The 26037-nt window shown below is 59.5% G+C and carries 28 protein-coding genes; 18 read left to right on the top strand and 10 right to left on the bottom strand.

Features of this window, described 5'->3' with window-relative positions:
• Positions 1 to 260 precede the first annotated feature (260 nt).
• Positions 261 to 1238 (top strand): MsnO8 family LLM class oxidoreductase, encoded by a 978-nt coding sequence (locus FH975_RS00690; RefSeq protein ID WP_162319627.1) that lies wholly within the window; start codon positions 261 to 263, stop codon positions 1236 to 1238.
• Here FH975_RS00690 and FH975_RS00685 read toward each other — a convergent pair.
• The 5 genes from FH975_RS00685 to FH975_RS00665 form a co-directional block, all read right to left on the bottom strand.
• On the bottom strand, positions 1171 to 2334 hold the full coding sequence (locus tag FH975_RS00685; protein ID WP_162319626.1) for an NAD(P)-binding domain-containing protein: 1164 nt from the start codon (positions 2332 to 2334) through the stop codon (positions 1171 to 1173). The two genes, FH975_RS00690 and FH975_RS00685, sit on opposite strands and share 68 nt — an antisense overlap.
• Positions 2335 to 2449: 115 nt before the next feature.
• A complete protein-coding gene (locus FH975_RS00680) occupies positions 2450 to 3046 on the bottom strand; it encodes a DUF998 domain-containing protein (RefSeq protein ID WP_162319625.1) in 597 nt (198 codons plus the stop codon).
• Between the two features lie 80 nt (positions 3047 to 3126).
• Positions 3127 to 4512 carry an MFS transporter gene (locus FH975_RS00675; RefSeq protein WP_202922931.1) on the bottom strand — a complete coding sequence of 462 codons (1386 nt, stop codon included), beginning with the start codon at positions 4510 to 4512 and terminating at the stop codon, positions 3127 to 3129.
• Positions 4509 to 5429, bottom strand: coding sequence for an NADP-dependent oxidoreductase (locus FH975_RS00670; RefSeq protein ID WP_235928317.1), 921 nt, complete (start codon positions 5427 to 5429; stop codon positions 4509 to 4511). The genes FH975_RS00675 and FH975_RS00670 overlap by 4 nt, the downstream gene beginning before the upstream one ends.
• A gap of 5 nt (positions 5430 to 5434) precedes the next feature.
• Positions 5435 to 6073: a DsbA family oxidoreductase gene (locus tag FH975_RS00665; RefSeq protein ID WP_162319624.1), complete on the bottom strand. Its 639-nt coding sequence runs from the start codon at positions 6071 to 6073 to the stop codon at positions 5435 to 5437.
• A gap of 91 nt (positions 6074 to 6164) precedes the next feature.
• On the opposite strand from FH975_RS00665, the gene soxR reads away from it, so the two are divergent.
• Positions 6165 to 6614: a redox-sensitive transcriptional activator SoxR gene (gene soxR / locus FH975_RS00660; RefSeq protein ID WP_153077462.1), complete on the top strand. Its 450-nt coding sequence runs from the start codon at positions 6165 to 6167 to the stop codon at positions 6612 to 6614.
• A 47-nt stretch (positions 6615 to 6661) separates the two neighbouring features.
• Here the strand turns inward: soxR and FH975_RS00655 are convergent, their stop codons facing one another.
• Positions 6662 to 7072, bottom strand: a complete 411-nt coding sequence (locus FH975_RS00655; protein ID WP_162319623.1) for a VOC family protein — start codon at positions 7070 to 7072, stop codon at positions 6662 to 6664.
• 75 nt (positions 7073 to 7147) lie between these two features.
• Between FH975_RS00655 and FH975_RS00650 the strand changes: the two genes are divergently transcribed.
• From FH975_RS00650 to FH975_RS00615, 8 genes are all read left to right on the top strand, one after another.
• On the top strand, positions 7148 to 7744 hold the full coding sequence (locus FH975_RS00650; RefSeq protein WP_153077460.1) for a TetR/AcrR family transcriptional regulator: 597 nt from the start codon (positions 7148 to 7150) through the stop codon (positions 7742 to 7744).
• 9 nt (positions 7745 to 7753) lie between these two features.
• Positions 7754 to 8056, top strand: a complete 303-nt coding sequence (locus FH975_RS00645; RefSeq protein ID WP_162319622.1) for a putative quinol monooxygenase — start codon at positions 7754 to 7756, stop codon at positions 8054 to 8056.
• Between the two features lie 126 nt (positions 8057 to 8182).
• Entirely contained in the window at positions 8183 to 8590 is a 408-nt protein-coding gene (locus tag FH975_RS00640) for a YciI family protein (RefSeq protein ID WP_153077458.1), read from the top strand.
• A 5-nt stretch (positions 8591 to 8595) separates the two neighbouring features.
• A complete protein-coding gene (locus FH975_RS00635; RefSeq protein ID WP_202922930.1) occupies positions 8596 to 9750 on the top strand; it encodes an RNA polymerase sigma factor in 1155 nt (384 codons plus the stop codon).
• A gap of 334 nt (positions 9751 to 10084) precedes the next feature.
• On the top strand, positions 10085 to 11059 hold the full coding sequence (locus tag FH975_RS00630; RefSeq protein WP_328821712.1) for a LacI family DNA-binding transcriptional regulator: 975 nt from the start codon (positions 10085 to 10087) through the stop codon (positions 11057 to 11059).
• Positions 11060 to 11229: 170 nt separating this feature from the next.
• Positions 11230 to 12549: an ABC transporter substrate-binding protein gene (locus FH975_RS00625; RefSeq protein WP_162319621.1), complete on the top strand. Its 1320-nt coding sequence runs from the start codon at positions 11230 to 11232 to the stop codon at positions 12547 to 12549.
• A 117-nt stretch (positions 12550 to 12666) separates the two neighbouring features.
• Positions 12667 to 14358: an MGH1-like glycoside hydrolase domain-containing protein gene (locus tag FH975_RS00620; RefSeq protein WP_162319620.1), complete on the top strand. Its 1692-nt coding sequence runs from the start codon at positions 12667 to 12669 to the stop codon at positions 14356 to 14358.
• 18 nt (positions 14359 to 14376) lie between these two features.
• Positions 14377 to 15267, top strand: a complete 891-nt coding sequence (locus FH975_RS00615; protein ID WP_162319619.1) for a glycoside hydrolase family 43 protein — start codon at positions 14377 to 14379, stop codon at positions 15265 to 15267.
• Here FH975_RS00615 and FH975_RS00610 read toward each other — a convergent pair.
• Positions 15264 to 16553 carry an MFS transporter gene (locus FH975_RS00610; protein ID WP_328821711.1) on the bottom strand — a complete coding sequence of 430 codons (1290 nt, stop codon included), beginning with the start codon at positions 16551 to 16553 and terminating at the stop codon, positions 15264 to 15266. The genes FH975_RS00615 and FH975_RS00610 overlap by 4 nt on opposite strands.
• A gap of 140 nt (positions 16554 to 16693) precedes the next feature.
• Here FH975_RS00610 and FH975_RS00605 point away from each other — a divergent pair, with 140 nt between their 5' ends.
• The 6 genes from FH975_RS00605 to FH975_RS00580 all read left to right on the top strand — a co-directional run bounded on the left by FH975_RS00605 (position 16694) and on the right by FH975_RS00580 (position 21408).
• The gene (locus FH975_RS00605) at positions 16694 to 17644 is read left to right on the top strand and encodes a carbohydrate ABC transporter permease (protein ID WP_328821710.1); all 951 of its coding nucleotides are present in this window, start codon (positions 16694 to 16696) and stop codon (positions 17642 to 17644) included.
• Positions 17634 to 18566 carry a carbohydrate ABC transporter permease gene (locus tag FH975_RS00600; RefSeq protein WP_162319617.1) on the top strand — a complete coding sequence of 311 codons (933 nt, stop codon included), beginning with the start codon at positions 17634 to 17636 and terminating at the stop codon, positions 18564 to 18566. The genes FH975_RS00605 and FH975_RS00600 overlap by 11 nt, the downstream gene beginning before the upstream one ends.
• 181 nt (positions 18567 to 18747) lie before the next feature.
• Complete coding sequence (locus FH975_RS00595; RefSeq protein WP_153077457.1) at positions 18748 to 19095, top strand: ArsR/SmtB family transcription factor; 348 nt, start codon at positions 18748 to 18750, stop codon at positions 19093 to 19095.
• 28 nt (positions 19096 to 19123) lie between these two features.
• Positions 19124 to 20101, top strand: coding sequence for an SRPBCC family protein (locus FH975_RS00590; protein ID WP_162319616.1), 978 nt, complete (start codon positions 19124 to 19126; stop codon positions 20099 to 20101).
• A 198-nt stretch (positions 20102 to 20299) separates the two neighbouring features.
• Complete coding sequence (locus FH975_RS00585; RefSeq protein WP_328821709.1) at positions 20300 to 20698, top strand: VOC family protein; 399 nt, start codon at positions 20300 to 20302, stop codon at positions 20696 to 20698.
• 11 nt (positions 20699 to 20709) lie between these two features.
• A complete protein-coding gene (locus tag FH975_RS00580) occupies positions 20710 to 21408 on the top strand; it encodes a DNA alkylation repair protein (protein ID WP_162319615.1) in 699 nt (232 codons plus the stop codon).
• Positions 21409 to 21556: 148 nt separating this feature from the next.
• Here the strand turns inward: FH975_RS00580 and FH975_RS00575 are convergent, their stop codons facing one another.
• Positions 21557 to 22558, bottom strand: a complete 1002-nt coding sequence (locus FH975_RS00575; RefSeq protein WP_162319614.1) for a TerC family protein — start codon at positions 22556 to 22558, stop codon at positions 21557 to 21559.
• Positions 22559 to 22974: 416 nt separating this feature from the next.
• Here FH975_RS00575 and FH975_RS00570 point away from each other — a divergent pair, with 416 nt between their 5' ends.
• Positions 22975 to 23436: a VOC family protein gene (locus FH975_RS00570; RefSeq protein ID WP_162319613.1), complete on the top strand. Its 462-nt coding sequence runs from the start codon at positions 22975 to 22977 to the stop codon at positions 23434 to 23436.
• A gap of 14 nt (positions 23437 to 23450) precedes the next feature.
• Positions 23451 to 23669 carry a helix-hairpin-helix domain-containing protein gene (locus FH975_RS00565; protein WP_153077451.1) on the top strand — a complete coding sequence of 73 codons (219 nt, stop codon included), beginning with the start codon at positions 23451 to 23453 and terminating at the stop codon, positions 23667 to 23669.
• Positions 23670 to 23714: 45 nt separating this feature from the next.
• Here the strand turns inward: FH975_RS00565 and FH975_RS00560 are convergent, their stop codons facing one another.
• The gene (locus tag FH975_RS00560) at positions 23715 to 25631 is read right to left on the bottom strand and encodes a hypothetical protein (protein ID WP_162319612.1); all 1917 of its coding nucleotides are present in this window, start codon (positions 25629 to 25631) and stop codon (positions 23715 to 23717) included.
• Positions 25632 to 25674: 43 nt separating this feature from the next.
• Positions 25675 to 25953, bottom strand: a complete 279-nt coding sequence (locus tag FH975_RS00555; protein WP_138254219.1) for a metal-sensitive transcriptional regulator — start codon at positions 25951 to 25953, stop codon at positions 25675 to 25677.
• Positions 25954 to 26037 lie beyond the last annotated feature (84 nt).

The following is a 26037-nucleotide window of genomic DNA, read 5'->3' as shown; positions in this document are numbered from 1 at the left end:
TCACGGTCGATTTCCTGACGAAGCAGCACTCGGCTGTCCTCGTCATAGACACGGCGTTACCCGAAGGGGAGCCGACCGTGCGGCCTCCGCGCGACGGCTGACGGGTCACGAAGGCGTCATATAGTTTGGACGCGATCGGGTGAGTGCTTGCGTTTTTGTGGCAATCAGGTGCTCCCTGCTGTACGGATTTCCTGATTGTTGAGTGATGCCAACAATGACCGGGCGGGAAGGTTTGTCCATTACTTACGGTTGGCGACAGTGTGAGACTCTCTTTGCTGGACCGATCACGCACCCGGGCCGACTATTCAGAAGCTGCGGCGCTGGAACACTCTGTGGAGCGGGCCGTCGGAGCCGAGACACTGGGATATCACCGTTTCTGGGGAGCAGAACATCACGCTGTACCAGGGGTCGCCTCTGGCTCACCCGCGGTGCTGCTGGCGGCTGTTGGTGCGCGAACTTCGCATATCCGACTCGGGTCCGGTGGCGTGATGCTCCCACACCACCAGCCACTCGTGGTCGCAGAGCAGTTCCTCATGCTGGAGGCTCTCTATCCGGGTCGGATCGACCTCGGCGTAGGCCGCAGCCTAGGCTTCACAGAGCCGGTGCGTCGGGCACTTCGACAGCAGGAACACGACGCGGAACAGTTCGCAGCTGAAATTGCCGAACTGCGCAGTTTTCTCGACCGGCAGGCGCCGGTCACAGCCCGTCCCATCGCAGATCCGCCCCCGGAGGTCTTCCTCTTGGCCACCGGCCAGGGCATCTCCACCGCGTCCCAGCTCGGGCTTCCCGTGGTGATCGGAGGTCCTGTCCTCCAATCCTCCGACCTGTCGACGATTTTGGCGGACTATCGCCGAGGTTTCCAAGCCTCAGTCACTGCACCAGAACCGATGGTCATCATCTCCCTGGACGCCTTTGTGGCTGACACCGAAGCTGAAGCTCGCGAACTCGCACTCCCAGAGGCCTGGTCCATGGCCCGATCAAGAGAGACCGGAAGGTTTGATCCGCTGGAAAGTTCAGAAACCATCCGCTCCCGAAAGTGGAGTCCACGCACCCGACAGCGCGTGGAGGAGAGCATCCAGCGGGTCATAGCCGGGCCACCGAATGCGGTTCGCGCAGAGTTGGAGTCACTGGTTGAACTCACCGGTGCCGAAGAACTGCTCCTTTCGACCTCTACCTACGATCGGCAGGTGCAGGATGAGCTCGACGCTGATCTCGCTGAGCTGCTTCTTGGTCGTTGAATGTGGCCACGAGGGACTTCACGGCTTCGCGGCCCGCCCGGTTGGCGCCGATCGTGGACTGTGATGGTCCGAATCCAATCAGATGGATGCGCGGATCGCTGATCACCTGAGTGCCTCGTATGTGAATTCCGCCGTGCTCATTCCGCAGTTCCAATGGGTCCAGGTGCTTCAGGTCGGGACGGAATCCGGTGGCCCAGAGAACGGTGTCTACAGACGTGAATGATCCGTCAGCCTCTCGCACACCGTGGGGTTCCAGCGCGGTGAACATGGGCCTCCGGTTCAATACGCCGCGTTCCTCAGCGGCTCGGGCATACGAGGTCCATCCGAGCCCTGTGTAGGAGACCACGCTGCGCGGGGGCTTGCCTGCCTCCGCGTCTGCTGTGACCTTCTCGATGACACGCCGTCCCTCGGTCTCAGGACGGAACTCTTCACCGAAGAAGAAGGGCTCACGTCGGGTGTACCAGTAGGCAGTCGCCACACGTGAGACTTCTTCCAGCTGCTGGAGCGCTGAGATGCCCCCGCCGACGACTGCCACACGCTGACCGGTGAACTCCTCCAGGGATGTGTAGTCCCGGGTATGTAATTGGCGACCTTGGAAGTTCTCCTGGCCGGGGTATGTGGGCTGAAGCGGATTGTTCCACGTACCTGTGGCGTTGATGATCGCCTGGGCATGCCATAGGCGCTGGTGCGCGTCAACGAGAAAGCCTCCGTCAGTAGAGGCACCGGATCGCTGCACGCGCTTCACGTGCACTGGCCGAAGGATGGGCAGTTGCCTGGTCGTTTCGAAGTCAGCAAAGTACTGCGGTACGGCGATGCAGCTGGGTTCCTGGGGGTCAATTGGTGGCTTCGGAAACCCCGGTAAGTCGAAAATTCCGTTGACCGTTTCCATACGCAATGAGTGCCAACGATGCTGCCACGCCCCGCCGGGGGCCTCGTTGGCGTCGAGGAGGACGAAGCTGCGCGACGCTTCAGGCTGCTGAATCGCACTGACAAACCCTGATCGCTGCAAATGATGTCCAGCTGAGAGACCGGCCTGGCCTGCCCCGATGACTACCACGGTCGCCGATGCGGGCCCGGTCTCATCGGCAGGATTCATTGTGGTAATCATACGGTCTCGGAGAACTTCTCCGTCACGGTCAGCACCCTCCGATCGATACCGCGGTCACCTCTGGAAACTGATCGCTTCTACGCCAATCCTGCAGCCCTGACCGTCAATGAAGGCTGATGATGAGGAGAACTCCAGCAACCCAGCTGAACGCTCCAACTACTACTGCTTTTTGGATGAGCCCTGTCACCGGCGAATCCCGCTCCCAAGCGCTACCGAACGCCACGACTCCCCCCACCAGGACAGCAGCTACGACTCCGGCAACGATGTTCGCGCCGAGACCCTCTACCGCGAATCCGGCCGCGAAGGCAGTCAGGGGGATACCGAAGAAGACCACCGTCCCGGCGTGGTCGTGGAGTCTATGCCGCAGTGAGAGCTCCACTGGATCAGTCTGCGGAGTTCCCGGCGGGTAACCCCGCATGGGGTCCATCGCGAAGACACCTGATGCGATAAGCCCGATACCGACAAGAATCAGCAGGCTCGCAAACAACCAATTGGCTTGGGCCTGCATCACCCCGAGACCACCGGCGATGAGTCCTGTGCCGGAGATGAGGAAGTTCGTGGTTTGCACCCACCCCCGGGACCCTAATGCCAATGCGCTGATCGTATGACGCACGGGCGAGTATCCGGGGCGTGTCCAGCCGTCTATGAGAAACACCAGAATGAAGGCGCAGCAACTAACTACGCCGCAGATCAGAAGCACAGGCCCGGGCCCTCCGCGTCAGGGAGACATCAACATCGCTCAGCTCATCACCACCGAGCGCGTCCACACAGTGCCATTCGTCATGATTCAGCAGATATCTCCCGCTGGCGGTAAATGAACAACGCAAGGCATAGCGCAGCAGCTGACATGCAGAGGAGACACGTATAGACCGCCGGGTATGCCACAGAGTGGGGCAGTCCCAACGTCAGGATCGCCCCGGTCAAGGCAGTTGTGACAGCAACACTCATGCTCTCACCAGCTTGGAGCCCGGAGCTAAAGGCACCCTCTTGATGTGGTTCGACCAACTCCAGTGTGGCACTGGCCACGCGGGGGAAGGCCATTCCCATTCCAACACCCATCGCGATACATCCGACGACGACCACGAATAACGGTACCGAAGTGACTGTGTAGAAGAGTACTCCTGCCGGTCCTAAGCTAATCAGCGGAGTCGCGCAAAGAATGATCCTGCGATGGGTGACCTGTCCACTGGAGAATCGCCCCTGCAACCATGCACCAATAGCCCACCCGAATGCGCTGACCGCAATGACTAGTCCAGCTGCTGTTGGTCTGTAATCCCGCTCAACCTGGAGATACAGCGTCAGGTAGAGGCCGGTAGAGGTGACAGTGCTTCCCAGCAGTGCTCTGAGACCGATAAACCGTTGCGGCGCCCCGCTCAGACGCACCGTGCCCGACGGAAGAACCCAGTTGGCGGTGAAGACCAGCCCAGATAACGCCACAACCACCATGAGCACAGATGCCGGTGGAGGCAGGTGAGTGGACATGTGAAGACCAAGCAGCAGCAGAGCCGCAAGTACAGAGAACGCACCTCTGCGGCCAAAGACACGCTGTCCCGGAGCTGAGTCTTCAGACGTGGCAGATACATCCCGCGCGACATGGACCAGAAACAGCAAAGACAGCGCAGAACCAGCCAGTACGACTACAAAGACAGCCCGCCAGCTCGTCACCTCAGCCAGGGCACCTGAGATCGCTGGGCCCGCCACCGAAGGCACGAGCCATGCGGCGGTGAGCAGGCCGAACATTCGTGGACGCAATGCCTCGGGAATCTTGCGCGCAATCAACACGTAGAGGACCACGGAGTCGATGCCTCCACCGACACCCTGCAGGAGACGCCCCACGATGAATGTGAAGGCATTCGGAGCCACAACGCAGAGCAGCAGACCTAGCAGAAACAGCCCACCACCAAATATCAGTGGAGATCTGCATCCCGATCGATCAGTCCAGCTGCCTCCAAGGACCATTCCCACCAATCCTGCGGTGATAGTCGCTGAGTAGGCCAGCGAGTACCACGACTTACCCCCCAGCTCGGACATGGCGACTGGCAAGATCGTGGTGACAGCGAATGATTCGAACGCGATACACGTCATCAGTCCCAGCACGCTTGCAATAAACGCCCAGCGTTGAGTGGTCCACAACCGCTCGGTGGAGCCAGATGTCGCGATGGTCACTGGGCATGTCCAATCTCGAGGACGTTTTTCCCGCGGCCGTGTCCTGATTCAACGTCGTGGTGCGCCTGTGCGACTTCCTCGAGTGAGTAGCGGTGACGAATGTGGACGTCCAGTGAGCCTTCGGCGATTCTGTTCAATAGATCCGTCAACCGTTCTGCGGATCGGCGGCTGCGAATGATGCGGCACCCTAGTTCCTGTGCGAGAGCCATATCCACGATTGTGGCTACGCGTCGTCGATCTGTGACCAGTTCTATCGAAGTCCGGAGATTTTGATGGCCAGCAGCGTCGAAGGCAACATCGATCCGGGGCGCGGCGGCACGGACTCTGCCCAACTGCCCAGCCCCATACTCAATAGGAACTGCCCCAAGGGAGCTGAGGTACGGGTGGTTGCGGCTGCTGGCGGTGCCGATGACAGTCGCACCACGGTTGATGGCCAGTTGTGTGAACATGCTCCCTACCCCGCCAGCTGCTCCGTGTACGAGGATCACCTCACCTGCGGCGACTCTGAGATCCTCCATGGCGGTATGGGCGGTCTGCCCGGAGGCGGATAACGCCCCAGCCGTTTCCCACCGGACGTGCGCTGGCTTGCGCACCACCTGCGAACGCGGCACGGCGACGTACTCGGCGTAGCACCCAAACACGTTGAACCCGGCCACCTCATCTCCAGGTGCGAGACCACTGACCTGGTGTCCCACCTCGATTACTACGCCGGAGAATTCGTTACCGAGTATCTGCGGAAAGTGGACTTTCGCACCGGGCGGAGTCCACCCTGCACGGATCGCCGCATCAGTGAGTTGCACTCCGGCGTTGATGACTCGTACCAGGACTTGGTCGGCGGTGACTTGAGGTGTCGGAACCCGAACCGTCTGCAGGACCTCTGGTGGCCCGAATCTCTCCATCGCAGCTGCGCGCATCATAATGGTCACTGCTCGGCTCCTTCACTGGTGAGAAATTCGTCCAGCCGGGCTGTTGAGACATTCCCCACCAAACGTCGGCCGCTGGTTGCAATAAGAGTGGGTACTGACGTGATGTTCAGCCGTTGAGCTTCGGCGATATCAGCAAGAACTGCCTGTGTGTGAGTCAGCCCCGATACCGCACGCTCAGCCTGGCGGAGGTCGATCCCCCAGGACATGGCCAGACTCTTCAACACCGCTGGATCATTGAGATCTGCGTTGTCGTGAAAATGTGCGGCGAATGCTGCGTCCCAAGCAGCGTCAGGGCTGCTCTCCCCAGCCTCTGCTACGAGTTTCAACAACCGGTGCAGAGGTCTAGAGTCGAATGTCAGGGCAGTGTCGAGTGCAATCTCCAAGCCTTCACTTCTGGCTTGGGAGTGGATCAGACTTCGCTTAGCGTCCCACTGCCTTGCTGACATTCCCCAGGTCGCCATCGCCTCCTCAGCTATGGGCTTCCCGGCAGTCTCTGGACCAGCCGGTTCTAGGAGAAAACTACGACGACGCACCCTCACCTCGTGATGAGACCTCTCCGCGACTCGCAGCAGCCGCCGCGACACGATCCAACACCACGGGCACCGCACATCGGCCCACACCTCTATTGCCACCATCTTTTCCTCCGTCTTCGTCGAGCATGCTTGATGTACAGTCGACTACATCAAGTTCACTTGACGTCAAGGGCGGACTCGGAGGTTCAGTTGCATGCCCCAAGTACCTGAAGGTGTGGTCTGGCTGAAACCGGGTCAAGTTGCCGAACGAGCCGGAGTGGCGGTCTCGACTCTGCACTACTACGAGTCCCTCGGATTGATCACCAGTCGCCGAACGTCGGGCAACCGGCGCGAATACCGTCGGGACGTGCTGCGGGTCATCGCGTTCATCCGAGCCTCGCAGCGAGTCGGGATTTCCTTGGAGCGGATCAAGGATGCGCTGGATCAATTGCCGGATGAGGATGTTCCGACTAAGAAGGATTGGGCACGCATCTCCCGCCAGTGGCGCGACAGCCTCAACGACAGGATCGAACATCTCACCGCCCTGCGTGACCGATTCTCAGACTGCATCGGCTGCGGCTGCCTGTCACTCAAAGCATGTCCCTATTCGAATCCGGACGACGTTCTGGGGACCACGGGGCAAGGCCCCCTCCGCTTTCCCTGACACAAGGCGGAAAGTAGAGCTGCTCCGACGGCGTCGCGCCGGTCAGGCTAGAACTGCTCGCGGTAGGAATCCATAAACTCGGTGGTGGGCTCTATGGGCTGGATCACGTCAATCAAGACCCGATCCGGGCCTTCCAAAATAAAGTGCCGCTGACCGAAGTCCTCACTGCGCAGCGGCTGGACAGTCCGCAGGCTCGGTATGGCCTTCAACCGCTCATGGAAGGCGTCGACATCGTCGACTTCAAGGTTGAGAATCACACCTTGCGGGAGCGCCTGATGACTGGCAGGAACAGTTTCGTGCTCACGAGCGAGCAACGCCAGTTCGAAGGCTCCGAGCCGCAGGCTGACATACCAGGAGGAGTCGTAGACGGTTTCGAAGCCCAAGTGTCCGCGGTAGAAGTCTGCGGCAGCAGGCACATCAGAGGACATTAGGACGGGATAGAACGAGGTCGTCACCATGACAGAGGTCCTTTACGTACGATGGGTATGTAACACTCAAAGGATACATACTCTGTGTACGTAAAGGAAGATGCGATGCCCCGCGCAAGTGCAACCGCCGCCGCTCAGACCGCACAAGCCATTCTGAGCGCGGCAATAGACCTCTACTCCGAACGCGGCTTCTCAGCAGTTTCCGTAGACGACGTCGCGCAACGAGCTCATGTCACTCGCGGGGCGGTCTATCACCACTACAGCAACAAGCTCGGACTCTTCACAGCAACAGTCGAGAGCCTGCAGAGCAGAGTCGCCGATGTCATCGTCACCACGGCGGAAGCCTCGGGCGAGTCGCCCATCACGCAGTTGCGCGCAGGATGCCATGCGTTTCTCGACGCCATCACCGCCGAATCTGCAGCCCGCATCCTGCTGACTGAGGCGCCTACAGTTCTGGGCTGGTCCCAATGGCGCAGAATGGACTCCGAAAATTCTGTAGTACATCTGCGCGAAGCTCTGGAAGCCGCGGGAGCAGCCAAGCACCTGCTGGAAGCCACCACAGCCCAGCTCTCCGGGGCGATGAACGAGGCCGCGCTCTGGATAGTTGAAGGTGGCGCTGCCGACCGCGATGCGGCACATGAGGTCCTCGACGGACTCATCGATGCCTCAGTGGCTCTTCCACTCGGTGGCCCAAAGCGCTAGATTCACCTCATGACCTTCGCAAACGTGGGAACACTGGGGACACAACCCGGCCAACAGGAGGCTGTGGTGGCCATCCTCACCAGGCCAAACCCAGCTCTGGCTGAAGCCGGATGCCTGCTCTATGAGGTGGGAACGTCGCAGGACCAGCCCGACACTGTGTTCGTGATGGAGCTGTGGATCTCCGCGAATGCACACCAGCAGTCGCTTCAACTCACGTCGGTCCGGGAGGCAATCGCCGAAGCAATGCCCTTACTCTCTGGCGAGATGAGCGGATTTCAATACGATGTGGACGGCTCACCTCTGCGACCATGAGCCTCTCCTGCTCCAGGATGGCGTCTCACGGAAGTGTTTTCATGCTAAATGTCGAAATCGTAGAACCGGCTCCGTCCTAGCTATGGACGCAGCACACCGGCTGCGCGGAGACTAAAGGAGTACATCATGGCCAAATACCTGCTGCTGAAGCACTACCGCGGCGCCCCCGAGGCAGTCAATAACGTCCCAATGGATCAGTGGGCGCCCGAGGAACTCTCTGCCCATATCCAGTACATGAATGACTTCGCCGATCGCCTCGAGCATTCCGGGGAGTACGTTGACAGTCAGGCGCTCGCGCCCGACGGCGTGTGGGTCCGATCTGCCGGTGAGGGACGCCCACCAGTGACTGACGGGCCCTTTGCCGAAACTAAAGACCTCGTCGCAGGGTGGATGATCATTGACGTCGACACCTATGACCGAGCGGTGGAACTGGCCGGGGAGCTCTCGGCCGCGCCGGGAGCCGGCGGCAGAGCGATTCACGAGTGGCTGGAATTGCGGCCGTTCCTCACCGACGCCCCAGCGAGCACCGACTGAGGCCCATGGCACCTGTGGTGGATGAGACCATGCTGCGGGAGCTGGTTCCCCAGGTCCTGAGTGCTCTCATCCACCGTGGGGCCGACTTCGCCACCGCCGAAGACGCAGTGCAAGAGGCTCTCGTTGAAGCCGTTCGGCATTGGCCCCGGCAACCGCCGAAAGACGCCAAAGCTTGGCTCATTTCGGTGGCTTGGAAAAAATTCCTCGACGCAGTTCGCTCCGACGCGGCCCGACGCCGCCGGGAAGACATTGTTCATGCGGAACCCGCTGCGATTCCTGCACCTGCTACCGATGACACACTGTGGCTCTATATGCGGTGTGCGCATCCCGCACTGTCGCCGTCCTCTGCAGTAGCACTGACGCTGCGCGCAGTCGGCGGACTCACCACTGGTCAGATTGCCCAGGCTTATATGGTGCCCGAGCGGACCATGGCTCAACGCATCACTCGAGCCAAGCGAAAACTGGCTGGAGCCCGTTTCACTGAACCCGGCGGCGTCATCACGGTCCTCAAAGTGCTGTATCTGATCTTCAATGAGGGATACTCCGGAGATGTTGACCTCGTCGTGGAAGCTATCCGACTGATGCGACAGCTTGCTGGGTTGACCCACCACCCAGAGGCGCAGGGACTGCTTGCCCTCATGCTGCTCACAACTGCCCGGCGTCCGGCACGCACTGCTGCAGACGGCAGTCTGATTCCACTCCCTCTTCAAGATCGCACGCTGTGGGACAGGTCATTGATCAGCGAAGGCACCGCGGTACTGCAGCGCGCATTGAGCCGCGATCAGCTAGGTGAGTATCAGGCACAGGCGGCAATTGCGGCACTGCACGCGGACGCGCAGACTGCGCAAGAGACCGACTGGATACAGATTCTTGAATGGTACGACGAGCTGGTAGGACTCGTAAGCAGTCCAGTAGCTCGGCTCAATCGTGCCGTCGCCCGGGGGCACGCGGAGAGCCCTGGGGCGGGCCTAGCCGAGCTCGACCGCCTTCCCGACTCGTTGCCGCGTCACTCTGCAACGGCAGCCTACCTCCATGAGATGCGCGGTGACCTGACCGAAGCCGCCCGACTCTACGCTCAGGCGGCAACCAAAGCCTCGAACCTGGCTGAACGCAATCACATGTTGCATCAAGCTAGCCGGCTCAACAGCCGTCCGTCCTGAATAGAATCCGCCTCATGCGGCGATGAAGGGAAATTCGGACCTGCTTTCGCCAATCCCCTTATGCTTCACTTGAGCAGCCACCCCCCGAGGTCTAGACTGAGAAAGCGCTTTCTAGCAGGGCGAGGCGTAGCGATGACACACGCAAAGGGGCGGTAGATGCAACTCTCGATTGCTGGAAGCTTCGGGCACCCGATTGGTGTGCTCACCTTCACCGACGGTCAGTGGGCCTACTTCTGTGACCGCTCAGGGCTCATGCGGCACCAATGGTGAGGATGTAACGAAGGTGCCGCGAAAGCGAAACGGAAAGTCACACGGAGCGCCTACCATCGCCCAGGTGGCGACTGAAGCAGGAGTTTCTCCGGCGACGGTCTCACGGGTAATGAACGGCAGATTCGTCGGGGCCGATGAGATCGCAGAGCGAGTACTTCAGGCCGCTGCCAGACTGGACTATTCCCCCAGCTACTCCGCGCGAAGCCTCGCTCTGGGACACACCCAGGCGGTCGCCTTTGTCGCACCTGACCTTCGCAACCCAGCCTTCCAGACGATTTTGTCCGGACTCAGTGCTACCGCAGGTGACGACGGCTACCGGGTACTCATCGGAGATTCTGCCGAATCCGTCTCTGAGGAGCCACTGCTCGCCCGAGAGGTTCGGCGGCGTTGTGATGCACTGGTCCTGTGCGCTCCGCGAATGGACCAGGAGGAACTCAGCGGCTTGGCCCCGGCACTGCAGCCTATGGTGCTCATCAACCGTTCCGGCGGCGGAGCAGTTCCTACACTCAACGTGGACTATTACTCCGGCATCAGGTCCCTGCTCGAACACCTCCACGACCTGGGCCACCGGCGAATCGCCTATGTCAGCGGACCTGCCCACAGCGCGTCCAACGAACACCGTCGCGCCGGTATTCGCAGTTTCCGTGACAGGCATCCAGAGACTGGAGTTATCGAGGTCGCGGGGGGCGCAAGCAGCCAGGATGGTTTCGAGGCTGTCGACAGCGTCCTGCGGGCGGAAGTCAGTGCAGTACTCGCCTTCAACGATCTCGTGGCCATCGGGCTGATCGGCGGCCTCCAAGATCAGGGGCGGAGCGTCCCCGAAGATATCTCCGTAGCAGGGTTCGACGATATCCCCTTCGCCAGGTACATCGCGCCACCGCTGACGACCGCCTCAGTGCCGCACGAAGAACTTGGAATCCAGGCATGGTACCGACTCCGGGCCCTTATCAAAGGACAAGAACCTGCCCATGATGTGGTCTTTCAACCGCGTCTCGAGGTCCGGTCCTCCACCGCGGCGCCACAGTCCTCACCTCGCTGAAGTTCCCGCACATTGACACCTTGTGATGCAGCTCATATCATCGTTTCATGGTGAGAAAGCGGTTTCTCAGACCGACTGAGTCACCTCGCTGCCCGCATGTCGAGTAGCACGCACCGTTGAGGAGGCGGCCGATTTCGACGGCCGCCACAATTTTGGAAAGAGGCAGATCCATGAGGTTCACTTCGGTATCTGTAAAAAGGCGCGCAGCATTCGCAACTGTTCTCAGCGGCGCGTTGGTCCTGTCGGCCTGCGGCGGAGGAGGAGGGAACGGTACTGCCGCTGAAGAATACGATGAAGATCGCGAAATCGAGCTCACCGTAGCGTGGTGGGGCAACGACGAACGTGCCCAGCTCACTAGCGAGGTGTTCGACATCTTTGAAGAACGCCACCCGAACATCACCATTCAGTCTCAACCCACCGGCGATCCCGAGGACCTCTTCGATCGTCTCTCCACTGACTTCGCTGCCGGGGGCGGAACCGACCTGTTCACCTTGGGTGGTGCTATGCCTCAGGAATACGGGGGTGCCGGCATGCTTCTGGATCTTGAAGAGGTCAGTGAGCATGTGGACTTGGATCCCTATGAGGACTTCATGGTGACGAACGCGGTCGTCGATGACACGCTTTACGGGCTGCCCACAGGCGGTAACGCCATCGGTCTGCTCATCAACGAAACTATTTTCGAGGAAGCGGGGGTCGAGGTTCCTGATGAGGACTGGGGCTGGGACGAGTTCGTAGAGGCGGCGGGAGAAATCTCAGCCAACCACGACGACGCCCTCGGCTTGGATCTGCGGATTCAAGACATCATTTCCACATACACCGCTCAGCTCAACGACCTCGGCTTGTACAACTGGGATGGGGAGCTCGCCGTCACCGAAGAAGAACTGGCCAGTTGGTACGAACTAGAGCTCGACCTGGTGGAAAACGACGGGGTGCCAGATCCTTCCGTGGTGGTGGAGTACCACAATGTGACGCCAGACCAGTCCCTGTTCGGAACGCGTCAAGCAGCGATGGTCTTTAGCTACAGCAACCAGATGACCCCCTACACCCAAGCTTTGGGTGATGATGAGGTCAGCATGAGGCTACCACCGACTGAGACGGACAATCCCGGTGTCGCTGTCCTCCCTTCACAGTTCTGGTCCATCAATGCCAACACTGAAGAGCCTCAGGCCGCAGCTATGCTCCTGGACTTCATCTTGAACGATGAGGAGGCTGCTGAGATTCTCCAAGATGACCGCGGTCTGCCCTTCAACCCTGAAATGCTCGAGGTTGTCGAACCCTTGCTGGATCCCATCAACTCAGAGGCAGCTGCTTATATCCAGGAGGTCCTGGAGCAGGGAGTGGTTGCTCCACCACAGCCAGCAGGTGGTGCGGAGATGAACGCGCTCTCCCAGCGAATTGAGTCCGACATCCTTTTCGGCAACTCCACGGTCGATGAGGGTGTCCAGGAGTGGATGGACTACATGGAGAACGCCCTCGAACAGGGCGAATGAGCATTCTCTGACGTAACAGCCAGTCTCCACGGTTGTGCGGGTGATTCCTGATTGGAGTCACCCGCACAACCGTGCCCACACAATAAACAGCGGCAGATCTTTATCGGAAAGAGAACTATGTCAGCCACTCAGACAGCATTGGAGCAGCTCCGCAGTGCTAAGCCCTCGTGGACACGGGCTGACCTCTCCAGTGAAGTCGCAGCGCAAATAGAAGCCTCCGGTGTCGGCTTCGCTGCAGTCGGAGGGATGATGGAAGACCGGTGGCACCAGGCTCTTGCAGAGCTGCAGCAGTGCATCCGCCCGCTGGCGGGTTCTCCCCCAGTGCTCAATGAAGGGGGCGTCTACGCCGGTACGTGGATCGAATCCACCGGAACTATCAATACCGAAGTGTTATCTCGTTTTGCACCCCGTACCGCTACTGAGACATTTCGCATCTACGCCACGCATCAACGCGCCGACGGTCTCATCCCCTATAAGGTCACTGCCGACGGTCCCGCCTTCAGCCAGATTCAAATCGTTACCCCGCTTGCACGTTCGGTATGGAATCACTATCAGCTGCACCGGCAAACCCTCGATTCGGGCGCCGACGTGCAGTGGTTACGCCAGATGTACATCGCCATGATTCGCTACGACGAGTGGCTGAGCACCTATCGGAACACACGGGGTACCGGCTGTGTGGAGGCTTTCTGCACCTTCGACACCGGTCATGATCTCTCCCCGCGGTTCTGGTTCGTTCCCGACCGCTGCTTCCGGGACGATGCCGCCCTTTGCGATCCAGAGGCCTCCACCGCTCCGTTCCTCGCCCCGGACCTCACTGCGAATGTAGCCTGTCAGCGGCGATACCTTGCTCTCATCGCAGCAGAGCTCGAGGAAGATCCGCATCCTTGGGAAGCTAAGGCCGAGGCTTCCGTCGAGGCGCTCTTCCAGCACTGTTATGACGAGACCGACGGGACTTTCTACGATCTCGACGCTCATGACGCTCCAGTCAAAGTCGCATCTGATGTGCTGCTGCGCGTACTCGCCTGCGAAATCGGCGACGCGGATTTCTTCACACATGCTTTGGAACGGTATGTCATGAACTCAGCACACTTTTTATCCCACTATGGATTCACCACCATTTCGCTCTCTGACCCCCGGTACGACGGGGACCACACACGAAATTCGTGGGCAGGACCCGTCCATTTCCTCACCCAGCTGCGGGCCCCACATGCCTTCGAACACCACGGGCGACTGGCCGAATTGCATGTGGTGAACAAAGACCTCCTCGCCGCCCTGACCACAGCTGACCGCTTTCCACAGGGCATCGATCCTTGGAGTGGGGCCGCAGGGTTCACCAGCACCTACTCCCCCTCAATCCTTTGGATGCTCGACACTGTAGAACGCACTTTCGGGATTTTGCCAATGCCATCTGGGGAGGTCGCCTTCAACGGTCTTGCCCCAACCCGCCTGGATCCATCCCATGGCAATTCAACAAGTGCCGCCGGGGCTTCGGCAGCCGCCCAAGCTGTCGCGTACTCCCGAGCCGTTGCAGGCGTGCGCTATGAACTCGCTGCCGATGACCACGAGGTCGTGGTGTTCCGCAACGGGTCAGAGCATCTGAACTTCCCCCGCGGATGGAGAGTGACTGTCAATGCCGCAGGGGCTCCCACGACAGTGACCTGTTCGACCCCCCGGTCGGTTACTGGACGACTCAGTTGGGACGGCCGCGCCGTCGACCTGACTCTTGCCGCCAATGAGTACGTGAAGCTGGAGGCATTGGATATCGTCGGGCGGGACTCTCCCGGCTTCTCGCCGCCACGCGCTAACTGAAATAATCGGAGGAACCCTATGACGCTGAATACTGATCAGATCCAGCTACGCGATCCGTTTGTGCTGGTGCAGGAGGAGGAGAAATGCTACTACCTCTTCGGTTCCACCGATGCGAATATCTGGAAAGGCGAAGCTACCGGGTTCGACTGCTATCGGAGCGAGGATTTGAACCGATGGGAAGGTCCCATAGCCGCGTTCCGACCCAGTCCCGACTTTTGGTCGCCTACCAATTATTGGGCTCCGGAGGTGCATTCTTTCCGGGGCAGATGTTACATGTTTGCAACCTTCGGTCATGACAATCCTGAAGTAAGACGAGGGACCGCAATACTGGTGGCTGATACTCCGGAGGGCCCCTACATCCCCCACAGTGACGGCCCCGTGACCCCGCGCGAATGGGAGTGCCTCGACGGAACACTTCATGTGGACCGTAGCGGCGCACCGTGGATGGTCTTCTGTCACGAATGGGTGCAGGCCACTGATGGAAAGGTGTGTGCAGTGCGACTAACGGAGGACCTCTCACGCGCCGCGGGTCCACCGGTGGAACTGTTCACCGCCTCATCTGCGCCGTGGGTGGACCCAGTGCAATCCGCCAAACACGGCACTGGATATGTCACCGATGGACCCTTCGCCTACCGCGCCCAGAACGGCACCTTGCTGATGCTGTGGGCCAGTTTCCGAAACGGTCGGTACGCACAGGGGGTGGCACGGTCCACCACGGGTAGTATCACTGGCCCCTGGGAGCAGAATCCTGAACCCCTCTATGAGGCCGACGGCGGACACGGCATGATCTTTCGCGATCTCAACTCCACTCTCTGGCTCACACTCCACACCCCAAACGACACTCCGAACGAACGCGCCGTGTTCATTGAGTTGGAGGAAAAGGCAGGCACTCTGCAGGTGAAGAACTAGGGATGTGGGTCCAAGCCGTCGTACTGACGGAAACTTGGCCGCAGCCGAAGGTAGAGGCCTGCGACACAAAGGATCAGAAGTGCACCTAAGAGCTGCGGAAACCACAGTGTGAACATCGCAGCCACAAAGCCGATGTAGGTGTCGCCAAGACGGGGGCCCGCAGTCAGCACCAGGGTATATATACCTTGCAATCGTCCGCGATACTCGTCCGGTGTCGCGGACTGCATCATGGTCGTTCGGAAGATACCGGCTACGTTGTCTGCAGCTCCGATAAGGGCGGTCAGACTGCATAACAACAGGAGAGCCACGAGGTTGACGCGGTACGGGTTCACAGGCTGGCCAAAGTGCTCCAGGTACAGGGTTGCCGCACCGAGAAGGGCCACACAAACCGCGAAGACCATGGTGGAGAGACTGATCGCCAAACCATGGCGCCGAATATTGCCGAACCGCCCGGAAAGGACACTGGAGGCCACGACCCCAATCGCACCTGATGCGGTGAGGAGCCCCACTGTCCATTCGCCGCCCCCAATGAGCAGAATGCCTACGGCGGGAAAAATCGCGTAGGGCCGACCGAAGGTAAAAGCGACCACATGGAGCCCTATGGCAGTGCGGAGGTTTGTGGCGCCTTGCAGAAAACGCAGGCCGTCCTTCAGCGCCATGAGCCCTAGCCGCGATTCACTGCGTGGCGGAATCGCAGGTAGGGAGACGACTCCCCAGAAACCCACCATGAATAACACGACATCGATGGTGTAGGTCCATGCGTAGCCCACCGTGGCGACGAGCAACCCCGCCAGCGCCGGCCCGCCAGCGGCCTGCAAGCCCGCCGAAACGGCCGACAGCGCTGCTACCGCAGGTAGCAGCTGCCGACGAACCAAACGCGGATGAATGGCGAATCGCGCTGCTCCCACTAGGGAGCCGGCTGCGGAGGAAAGAGTGGTGAAAGCGTAGTACATCCACAGAGTCTCGACCTCGTTCCACGCCAGAATCGCAATTCCGACTGGAGCAATGAGGGCCGCGCAAGAGGCTCCTATGAGCACTCGCCTGCGGTCAAAGGCGTCGACGAATGTCCCACCCACTATTCCCACCAGAATCATGGGGCCGAGCGCCAACGCTCCGACCATCGCGACCGCAGCCGTCGAGCCGGTGAGTGAATATACCTGTATCCCAATCGCCACAGCGGTGAGCTGCACACCTATACCCGCGGCGATGCCGCTGAGCCAAAACCGTCTATACGCCGGAGACTCCCTCAAGGGAGAAAGATCCATGAACAGGTTCCGGGGATTCACCCCGACAGAATACCTCGAGAAACCGGTTTCAGGTTGACACCGTGTGACCGGCCTCATAATATGAATCAATGCGAGAAACCGCTTTCACGCGCTGATATGGAACTCGCTGCCAGTTGACCACCAAACATGAGGAGGGCCCCGTGAGCAGTCTGGGCGAACTTCGCACCATTGCGAAGCGGTCCAAGACCGACCCCGGGCAACCGCAGAAAAGACGCAAGTACCGAGATAACATGGCCGGTTTTCTGTTCCTGGTGCCTTGGATAATCGGCTTCTTCGTCTTTACTGCCGGCCCCATGCTCGTGTCTCTGTATCTGGCTTTCACCAACTACAACCTGCTACAAGCTCCGCGTTGGACGGGATTAGAGAATTTCACCCGCATGTGGGGGGACCAACGGCTGTGGAAGTCGCTTGAAGTCACGTTCCTCTACGTATTTGTCAGCGTGCCGTTCCTGTTGGTTCTCGCGCTCGCTGTCGCAGTACTCCTCGACAGAGGAATGCGCGGGCTGAGCTTTTACCGCTCCGTGTTCTACCTTCCCTCACTGATGGGAGGTTCGGTTGCGATCGCGATCCTGTGGAGGCAAGTCTTCGGCTACGAGGGAATCGTCAACGGTTTCCTCAGTTTCTTCGGCGTGCAGGGTCCTGGCTGGATCGCACACCCCGACTACGCACTGGGCACCCTGATCGTTCTGAACATTTGGACATTCGGCTCACCCATGGTGATCTTCCTCGCCGGACTGCGGCAGATTCCTGACATGTACTACGAGGCGGCCAATGTCGATGGAGCCGGAAAACTCAGGCAGTTCTTCACCATAACGCTGCCGCTCCTGACTCCGATCATATTCTTCAATCTGGTATTGCAGATTATTTTTGCATTCCAGAACTTCACACAGGCGTATGTGGTCTCGGGTGGTACCGGCGGTCCTTCAGACTCCACCCTGTTCTACACGCTGTACCTCTATCAGCAAGCGTTCAATACACCGATGCAAATGGGTTACGCCTCTGCCATGGCGTGGCTGCTGGTGATGCTCATCGGCGGACTTACAGCGGTAAATTTCTGGCTCTCAAAGTATTGGGTGTTCTATGACGACTGATCTGCGGACGACACAAGAGACAACCGAACCCTACGGCGAAGGTACGCCTGACCTCAGCAGCGCGCGGCCGCGGCCAGTCTCCCCGAGCCTTTTCAGGCGCCGGCTTCGATCAGTGGTGAAGCACGTGTTGCTCATCGGCCTCTCCCTGCTCATGATTTACCCCCTCATCTGGCTCGTGGTGTCCTCCATGAAGCCCAATGAGCAGATCTTTACTGACCTGAGCATCTTCACCACCGATTTGAGTTTCGACAACTACATCCAGGGATGGGACGCCCAATTACTTCCGTTCCATGTCTATCTTCTGAACTCCTCGATCCTTGTCATCGGTGCAATCGTCGGAAACCTGATCTCGTGTTCTATGGCGGCGTATGCTTTTGCGCGGCTAGACTTCCGGTTCCGAACGATCACCTTCGCTGTCATGCTCGGCACAATTCTGCTGCCGTTTCACGTCGTGCTGGTTCCGCAGTTCATTCTTTTCCGTGAGATGGGATGGCTAGATACCTTCCTTCCGCTCGTAGTACCCAAATTCATGGCGACAGAAGCGTTCTTTGTCTTTCTGATGGTCCAATTCATTCGGTCGCTGCCGAACGAACTGTATGAGGCGGCACGTATCGACGGGGCCGGGCACTTCCGCCAGTTCGTCCAAATTACGCTGCCCCTGATGATCCCCGCCTTGGCCACGACGACCATCTTCACCTTTATTTGGACCTGGGCAGATTTCTTCGGTCCTCTGATCTACCTGCGTAGCCCGGAAAACTATGTGGTCCCCCAGGCGCTCAACATGTTCATCGATGGTCAGTCCACCTCCAACTTCGGGGCCATGTTCGCCATGAGTGTGATTTCCCTCATTCCGATGTTTATTGCGTTCTTGATTGGACAAAAGTTCCTTGTCAAGGGTTTCGCCAAGACGGGTATCAAGTAACAGCGGCACCGCTGGGGTTCCGATACCGTCACAAATGCGAGCTCGCCGAGCCTTGATCAGGCCGAACGCTCATCCGCCCCAGAGGCCTGACCTTGATCTAGGCCGTCTAGCCCGCACAGTACAGCGCTGCCCCCTCGACATCCCTTGACGGGTATGCGACGCGAGCCTAATATGAAACCTAATGGTTGTATATCAGCACTCAGACTTGAACCTCACCGACGATGAGGTGGATAGGATCTTCCGCGCCTTGGCGGACGCGACCCGCCGGGACATTATGCGCCGCGCTCTGGTCGGCGAAGAGTCCATTTCTGACCTGGCCAACGGCTATGACATGACTTTTGCTGCCGTGCAGAAGCACATCACGGTCCTTGAGGGAGCTGGGCTTGTGACCAAGCATCGCAGTGGCCGGGAGCGGCTGATTCGTGGAAACCCTGAAGCAATTCGCAAAGCACGCACACTCCTCAACACCTATGAACGCATTTGGCAAGGCCGCATTGACCAGCTTGATGCCCTGCTCACCGATGATTGACCAGCACTCCCCCAGAAAGGTTCACCTCGTGCCTATCACCTCGGTCGACAAAGACCTCACCCACCTGACAATGACAGTAGTCGCCGACTTTCCCGCCCCCCTCACACGACTTTGGGATGCCTACGCAGACCCGCGACAAATCGAGAGATTCTGGGGCCCACCTGAGTGGCCCGCCACCTTTACCCGCCACGACCTCTACCCTGGCGGTCGCTCTGAGTACTACATGACAGGACCCGACGGAGACCGTTCACATGGGTACTGGGAGTTCACCTCTGTGCAGCAGGGACACTCCTTTGAGGTCATTGACGGCTTCGCCGCGGAGAATGGCCAGCCCAACCAGGAAATGCCCTCAATGCGGATGGTTTTCACTTTCGAGGAAACATCGACTGGCTCCCGCCTCACCAACACCACATTCTTCAACTCTCTCAAAGAGATGGAGCAGTTGGTCAGCATGGGTATGGAAGAGGGTGCCACCGCGGCCATGGGCCAGATCGATGAAGTGCTGGAAGATCTCACATCCTTTGCCGCAGATCGCGCTCTGACAGCCCAGATGCTCTCCCCCACCCAGGTCCGGATCAGCCGGATTATTCGCGGCGCACCCCAGCAGGTCTGGAACGCTCATCACGACCCTGAGCTACTTACACGCTGGCTGCTGGGACCGGAGGGATGGAAGTTTACAGACTGTCAGGTCGCCAACGCCGTCGACCAGACCTTTCGCTATGCCTGGGCCGACGCGAATGGCGAAAACGGCTTCGCCCTCACCGGTGAGGTACGAGAATCAGACCCTCCGCACCGGGAAGTGTTCACCGAATCCATGGAGGATTGGGACGGACCACCCACCCTGAACGAGCAGACGCTAACTGCTGTGAAAGAGGGAACCTTGCTCACCCTGGTCATCACCTACGCCACTGAAGAACAGCGCGACACCGTCCTGGCCACTGGTATGACTGACGGTATGGAGACGAGCTACGCCCGCCTGGAAACTGAGCTTCTCTCTGCAGCCTGATCTACTCAACACGAATGGTGTGGCCGAATTTAAGCAGACCGAAGGTGGCCCTATCAGTGTGCTGGAACCAAGACATCAGCCATGGAGGGCGCCGGCGCCCCTCTTTGCATTGCTCAGCGCACGAGCCCTGCTTGCTCACGGCGAGGCGACCGTCACTCCACACGCCACTCATCTGACCTATACGCTCTAGGAGACACCGTGAACCGTCCGTTTACCATTGCCCTACCCACGAGCGACCGGCAGCGCACCTACACCTTCTATCAGGAAACGCTCGGGCTGGAGCCTATCGGCGAGCCCACCGAGGACGGGGTTCCAGAACCCCTACAGTTCCGAATCGATGAAAACTCCACGGTCATGTTCATTCCAACAGGCGGGTTCGGCTGGGTACTGGGAGACAGAATGGCCGCACCCCGAAACGTCAGCGAATGTCTCCTGACGCTGACAGTGCAGAGCCCTACGGAAGTCAGCGCCAGCATCGAGCGTATGAGAGCCGGCGGCGGAGGAGTCTTCGCAGCGCCCGCCCAGCAGGATTGGGGTTTTAGCGGCGTCGCCACCGACCCTGACGGCCATGCCTGGCAGATCATTGCCCTAAATTAAGCGGAGTAGGCATGGCGACCGTTGCTCAGCAGATCACTACTGCGTTGACTGGCCTGTGCAGCGAATCGGAACAGGCCAAGATTACTCGTCGGCTCCCTGCAGAAAGCGGCCTCAGCGCTCTGGGCGTCCGCATGAAGGACGTCTTCGATCTAGCAAAAGCGTGGACCGGCATCTCTCTCACAGTGGTGCCGGACCTCCTGGCAAGCCAATGGTATGAGGTGCGCATGGTTGCCGTCGCCATACTGGATTTCAAGGCTCGACGACGCGGGCTCGGTGACGGTGACCGGAGACACCTCTACGACACGTACCTGAAGCACCACCACCTCCTGACCGTGTGGGACCTGGTAGACCGTGCTGCTCCTCGAGTGGTCGGTTGGTATCTATCGGATAAGTCCCGAGAGCCGCTCTTCTCACTCGCCGAGTCAGAGGTGGCGCTCGAACGCCGCACAGCCATCACCGCGGCTTTCTGGCTCATCAGGCAAGGTGATACTGATGATCCGCTAGAGCTGGCAGTCCGCCTGATCGAGGACGATTCAGAGCTGGTGACTAAGCCCGTGGGGACGGCTCTCCGCGAGGTCGGCAAAGTAGACCCAGACCGGCTTCTCACATTCCTCATTGACCAGCATCACCGCATGCCCAGAGCCATGATTCGCACCGCGACCGACAGTCTTCCCGATAACGTCCGCAGAGAGTGGCTACGTCAGAGGTGACTTACATGTTCGTCACTCTCTGAGTGACGGAGGCGGAAAACCGGTCCGCGTACAATCGTGCGTCGCGACAGCCTACCCGGGCTAAAGGGCCTCAACCGAACTCAGATCCTGACGGCACGCCTTTGAGACTCGGTAGCAGACAATAGGCTCACGAGGATTGGGGCTCAAGCTCCTTGAGGCGGTTGTTCCGCGCACTGATCAAAGATGCTGTGACCGTGACCACCAGAATTCCAGCGATTACTACCAGGGAAATGCCGGTGGGAATCTCAGGGACGGGAACGCTCTCCCCCGAGTTAACGAAGGGCAGATTGTTGTCATGTAAAGCGTGGAGGATCAATTTTGTCCCGATGAAACCCAAAATCGCGATGAGCCCATAGGAAAGGTAGGCCAGTCGGTCTAGGAGCCCGTCCAGCAAAAAGTACAACTGGCGCAATCCCAGCAGCGAGAACGCTGTGGCAGTGAACACGATGTACGGCTCGCTGGTCAGCCCGTAGATCGCGGGGATGGAGTCCAGGGCAAAGAGAACGTCAGTGCCTCCGATGACGACCATCACCAGCAACATCGGGGTGAGTATACGTCGTCCATTGACCACCGTGGTGAGCTTGTCACCGTGGTAGTCATCGGAGGTATTCATCCAGCGCCGCGCCGTGCGCATCACGATGTTCTCGGAGTGTTCGGCGTCCTGCTGATCTCTGACCTCATTTCGCACCATATTTGCCGCTGTAAGCAGGAGGATGATCCCGAAAAGGTAGAAGACGTCACTGAACACGTTGATGAGTCCGGCGCCGAGGAAAATCAGGACAGTTCGTGCGATCAGCGCGAAGACGATGCCGAAGAGCAGAACCTTCTGTTGGTACCTCCGCGGGACGTTAAAGCTGGAGATGATCACGAGGAAGACGAAGAGATTGTCTACCGACAGGGCCTTCTCCGTGAGGTAACCGGCGTAGTACTCCACCGCTTGTCCCGAATCCCCCAGGATGACGAAGAGCAAACCGAACAGCAGCGCGATACCCACATAGAACCCCGACCATGCGGCTGACTCTCGCAAGGTGGGTTCATGTGCCTTGCGGACGTGGCCGAAGAAGTCTAAGGCCAACAGCGCGACGATGGAAACGAGCGTGATCGCCCACAGCAGAGGGGTGATTTCCATGAGGGAACCTTTCGAGAGTGCGACACGCGCAGTCACCGTCGCAAGTCTCTCCGCCTGAGATACAGGTCTCCGACTGCTGTGCCCGGCGAAGCTCAGGGGCTTTGCGTGCTGACGTTCACAGCTCTAGGGATACTCCCTCACTAAGCCGATCATACACCCGGATGTGAGCGCGAGACGCTCCTCAGGCGACTTACAGGATAGACCGCGGCCTACGCTTTGCTGTTCGACTTCCCCCAACGGAGGTAACCACCGTCCGCTCAGCGCGAACCGGTCAACTCAGCAAACGCAGCCCCTTGGCGTCGCGTCCGGGCTGCCTTCGGAAAAACTCACGCACTTCTCCTACTAACACGGACGTTCCCTGTCCGCAATTACTGGCAAGCTACGCGTATGAAAATCTTGCAGCAGGTGACGCAACGATGAAGGCGCAGATTCAGGTTACTTTCGATGCCCTCAATCCACGCGCTCTCTCAATATTCTGGGCGGAGGTCCTCGGATATCGACATCCTCCCCCACCTGGAGTCGCACTACCCAACGGACAGGACGGTCTGGAAGCATGGGATACGTTCCTGAAAGAGTCCGACATTCCTGAGGACCAGCACAACAGTGCCTCCGCGCTCGAGGACCCCGAGGGGCAAGGTCCACGGCTCTATTTCCAGCGGGTACCGGAAGCAAAGGCCGTCAAGAATCGCGTCCACCTCGATGTTCGAGCCGCTGAGGGACTCGAAGGTCATGAGCGCATGATCGCACTCGAGAGGGAATGTGACCGTCTCCTTGCCCTCGGAGCGCGTCGACTTGAGCGTCACGAGCCGGCACCGCCTATGAGTATGGGCTTCATTGTGATGGCTGATCCCGAGGGCAATGAGTTTTGCCTGGATTGAAGGAGAAACAACGCATGAGCAACACACCAGACGTTCGACCTGTGGGTGACCTGCCGAATTCGATGGGCAAGACTGCCCCACGGGAGCTTCAGAGTGCAGGGATTGATTCCTTGCAGAAGGCCAGTGCGCATACCGAAAAGGAACTGCTGGCCATCCACGGTGTGGGACCGAAGGCCGTCCGCATATTGAAAGAAGCAATGGGCGAGAAAAACCTTACTTTTCGAGAATCCTGAGCCGCCGGTGGAGATGCATAGTGCGCTCTCACCGAAACACAGATCCTAAAGACCGCTGCTCCGGTAGTCGCGAACTGCCTTCTTATAGGCAATCTCGTGCTGGTAGTCCTGATGGCCAGCCACGTCGGCCCACGCTTGTCGCAGCGGTTCGGGATCCATGGGGTCCAGGGGGAAGCTCGACGCTTCCTCCTCCGCCGGATCCGGCACCTCCACATCGGCTTCCGACGCACCAAATCCAAAGATGGGTCCGCCTATGGCATCAGTCAGGCGATACAGGTTGACCCACCCACCGGCACCAGACATAACCCGGTGACCCAAGTCCTGGACCAGCTGCTGGCCAAAGTAGGCAGGAAATGCCTGGCCGTACAGCGTGGTGATAGGCGACCCGTAGGTCAGCAGCCCACAACGGTGCAACACCGTACGTCCCATTGGGGCAAGTGCGGCCGCAGCAAGTACGGACCCTTGGGAATGAGCAGAGACAATCAGGCCTCCGTCGCTTCGAACGCGATCAGTGATCAGACCTTGAAACTCTGGCACCGCACGCTCCGTGAACGGTCGGACGGCGAAGGGGTGATAACGCCGGGGCCAGAAGGTCAGCACATCCCATATGGTGGCGATGATTCGCCGCAGCGCGGGACTTATGCTCGACTGCCACACCAGAAACATCGCCATAAGGGCGATCCCCGGTAGCAACACCGCAGCAACCAGGGACAGCACACCCCGTTGAGGCGGCTGTAACCAATCCACCACGGGCCCTGCGACGTCGATGCGCATCAGCAGAGAGACCAGAGCAGAGGTGAGAAACAGCCCCGCAAAAATACTCACGAGCTGAGGAGCCTGGTGCGCTGCCAGGGCTCGGGACCGTTGGGAGGCTACCTCAGCTCGGAGATGCGCGGTCACCCCGTCGGGCGCGTGTCCCTCGGGGGTGGTGCGAGGAGGCAACTCATCAGCATTGGCGCGTCCGCGACGTCGTACTGCCCATATTGACAAGCCGGCCGCCCACAATGCCACGGTGATCACAAACGACTCGATCAGGGCCAGCTCTTGGCCCCATCGGTCCCAGGGCACACCTAAGAGCTGGGCGACCAGGAGGGCGAAACCGGCGCAGACGCCGTTGCTCAGCGCCACTGCGAGTGTGACTGCTGCGGCGGGGAGAGCTCGCGGTCCCGCCCGCCCGGGAAATCCGCCGGAGGGGTTCCAGCAGATGATGGCCAGGGCTGCAATAACCAATATCTGCAGAAAACCGACGATGACGAACACGCGGCCCAACCCCAGGTTCGGTTCACCCCACTGGCGGTATGCGACTAGCGCCACAGCTGCGAAGGTCATAACGGTGACGAGACCGTGCCAATTGAGCAGCTTCTGGAGACTGCGGTCGTGGGCGAAGAATTGGTCACTGCGGAGGTCTTCATCCGGAGCCCATCGAGCCTGTCCATCGCGGATGCCGACCCCATGCCCGGAGTCCACCTGCTCATAGCGCCGGCGGGTGGCGTTGGCGACAGTCATCAGCAGTGCTGGAACCACGGCCGCAACGAAGAAGCCCATAACGACGCCGAGGACTAGGGCATTTTCCCCCAACCTGCCGATTGCCTGGTACCCCAAATAGTCGACGCTGATAATCGCTGCCCAGAGCGTGTAGCTGACGGTCAGTAAACCAGCAGAGAGGTGCACGGCTGCGCGGGTCACTCGCAAACGGAAGCTGCTGCCTGCAAAGCCATCGTGCGCCCACCCAGCAACATTGACCAGCGTGAAAGGAAGCAACAACACCCACAGTGGCTGGAGCGGAGAATCTGTAGTCAACCGGCCCCAGTCGTAACCTTCGACGCGCCGATCCTGTGAGCGGGCAATAACCCGGGTACGCCGGCCCTGGCGGACCACGACCGTCTCCTCAGGGGGCACGCCGAGCATGGCGGCACCGGGCGACCCGCCCACTCCATGAATTCTCAGCTCACGAATGCCCATGATCTTTGAGTCTACTGAGCTGCGGCGGACCCCACGGGTCGGATCAGGAGAGTGAGAGGAAGAGTTTTTCGAGTTCCTCAATGGTGAGGCCGTCTTCTTCTTCGGCTGCGGTTTCCGGATCGATCAGGCAGTATTTCATAGCGCCTGAGACCATGACGAACCCCGCCCTGTCCAGGGCGGTAGAGACCGCGGCGAGCTGGGTGACTACCTCGCGGCATGAGGCTTGGTTCTCCATGGCATCGATCACCGAGTCCAGCTGGCCCCGTGCTCGCTTGAGTCGGTTAAGGATTTTACGCTGTGTCTCAGGGTCGGCGCTACGCATTGTGGGTGATTCTCCTTGTGCTGGAACGAGTGGATCGAGTTGCGATTCATGATGACATGTCTGACCAGACGAACGCTCAGGGGC

It is taken from the genome of Nesterenkonia haasae (assembly GCF_010119385.1).
GTDB lineage: Bacteria > Actinomycetota > Actinomycetes > Actinomycetales > Micrococcaceae > Nesterenkonia > Nesterenkonia haasae.
The sequence above is the reverse complement of the archived record's forward strand: the minus strand, read 5'-3'. Positions and strand labels throughout refer to the sequence as shown.

What these genes read in the sequence shown, in the direction of transcription:
- FH975_RS00685 (WP_162319626.1), bottom strand. Translation starts at nt 2,334, where the DNA reads ATGAATCCTGCCGATGAGACCGGGCCCGCATCGGCGACCGTGGTAGTC.
- FH975_RS00670 (WP_235928317.1), bottom strand. Translation starts at nt 5,429, where the DNA reads ATGATGCGCGCAGCTGCGATGGAGAGATTCGGGCCACCAGAGGTCCTG.
- FH975_RS00665 (WP_162319624.1), bottom strand. Translation starts at nt 6,073, where the DNA reads ATGGTGGCAATAGAGGTGTGGGCCGATGTGCGGTGCCCGTGGTGTTGG.
- soxR (WP_153077462.1), top strand. Translation starts at nt 6,165, where the DNA reads ATGCCCCAAGTACCTGAAGGTGTGGTCTGGCTGAAACCGGGTCAAGTT.
- FH975_RS00655 (WP_162319623.1), bottom strand. Translation starts at nt 7,072, where the DNA reads ATGGTGACGACCTCGTTCTATCCCGTCCTAATGTCCTCTGATGTGCCT.
- FH975_RS00650 (WP_153077460.1), top strand. Translation starts at nt 7,148, where the DNA reads ATGCCCCGCGCAAGTGCAACCGCCGCCGCTCAGACCGCACAAGCCATT.
- FH975_RS00645 (WP_162319622.1), top strand. Translation starts at nt 7,754, where the DNA reads ATGACCTTCGCAAACGTGGGAACACTGGGGACACAACCCGGCCAACAG.
- FH975_RS00640 (WP_153077458.1), top strand. Translation starts at nt 8,183, where the DNA reads ATGGCCAAATACCTGCTGCTGAAGCACTACCGCGGCGCCCCCGAGGCA.
- FH975_RS00635 (WP_202922930.1), top strand. Translation starts at nt 8,596, where the DNA reads ATGGCACCTGTGGTGGATGAGACCATGCTGCGGGAGCTGGTTCCCCAG.
- FH975_RS00625 (WP_162319621.1), top strand. Translation starts at nt 11,230, where the DNA reads ATGAGGTTCACTTCGGTATCTGTAAAAAGGCGCGCAGCATTCGCAACT.
- FH975_RS00620 (WP_162319620.1), top strand. Translation starts at nt 12,667, where the DNA reads ATGTCAGCCACTCAGACAGCATTGGAGCAGCTCCGCAGTGCTAAGCCC.
- FH975_RS00615 (WP_162319619.1), top strand. Translation starts at nt 14,377, where the DNA reads ATGACGCTGAATACTGATCAGATCCAGCTACGCGATCCGTTTGTGCTG.
- FH975_RS00600 (WP_162319617.1), top strand. Translation starts at nt 17,634, where the DNA reads ATGACGACTGATCTGCGGACGACACAAGAGACAACCGAACCCTACGGC.
- FH975_RS00595 (WP_153077457.1), top strand. Translation starts at nt 18,748, where the DNA reads ATGGTTGTATATCAGCACTCAGACTTGAACCTCACCGACGATGAGGTG.
- FH975_RS00580 (WP_162319615.1), top strand. Translation starts at nt 20,710, where the DNA reads ATGGCGACCGTTGCTCAGCAGATCACTACTGCGTTGACTGGCCTGTGC.
- FH975_RS00575 (WP_162319614.1), bottom strand. Translation starts at nt 22,558, where the DNA reads ATGGAAATCACCCCTCTGCTGTGGGCGATCACGCTCGTTTCCATCGTC.
- FH975_RS00570 (WP_162319613.1), top strand. Translation starts at nt 22,975, where the DNA reads ATGAAGGCGCAGATTCAGGTTACTTTCGATGCCCTCAATCCACGCGCT.
- FH975_RS00565 (WP_153077451.1), top strand. Translation starts at nt 23,451, where the DNA reads ATGAGCAACACACCAGACGTTCGACCTGTGGGTGACCTGCCGAATTCG.
- FH975_RS00560 (WP_162319612.1), bottom strand. Translation starts at nt 25,631, where the DNA reads ATGGGCATTCGTGAGCTGAGAATTCATGGAGTGGGCGGGTCGCCCGGT.
- FH975_RS00555 (WP_138254219.1), bottom strand. Translation starts at nt 25,953, where the DNA reads ATGCGTAGCGCCGACCCTGAGACACAGCGTAAAATCCTTAACCGACTC.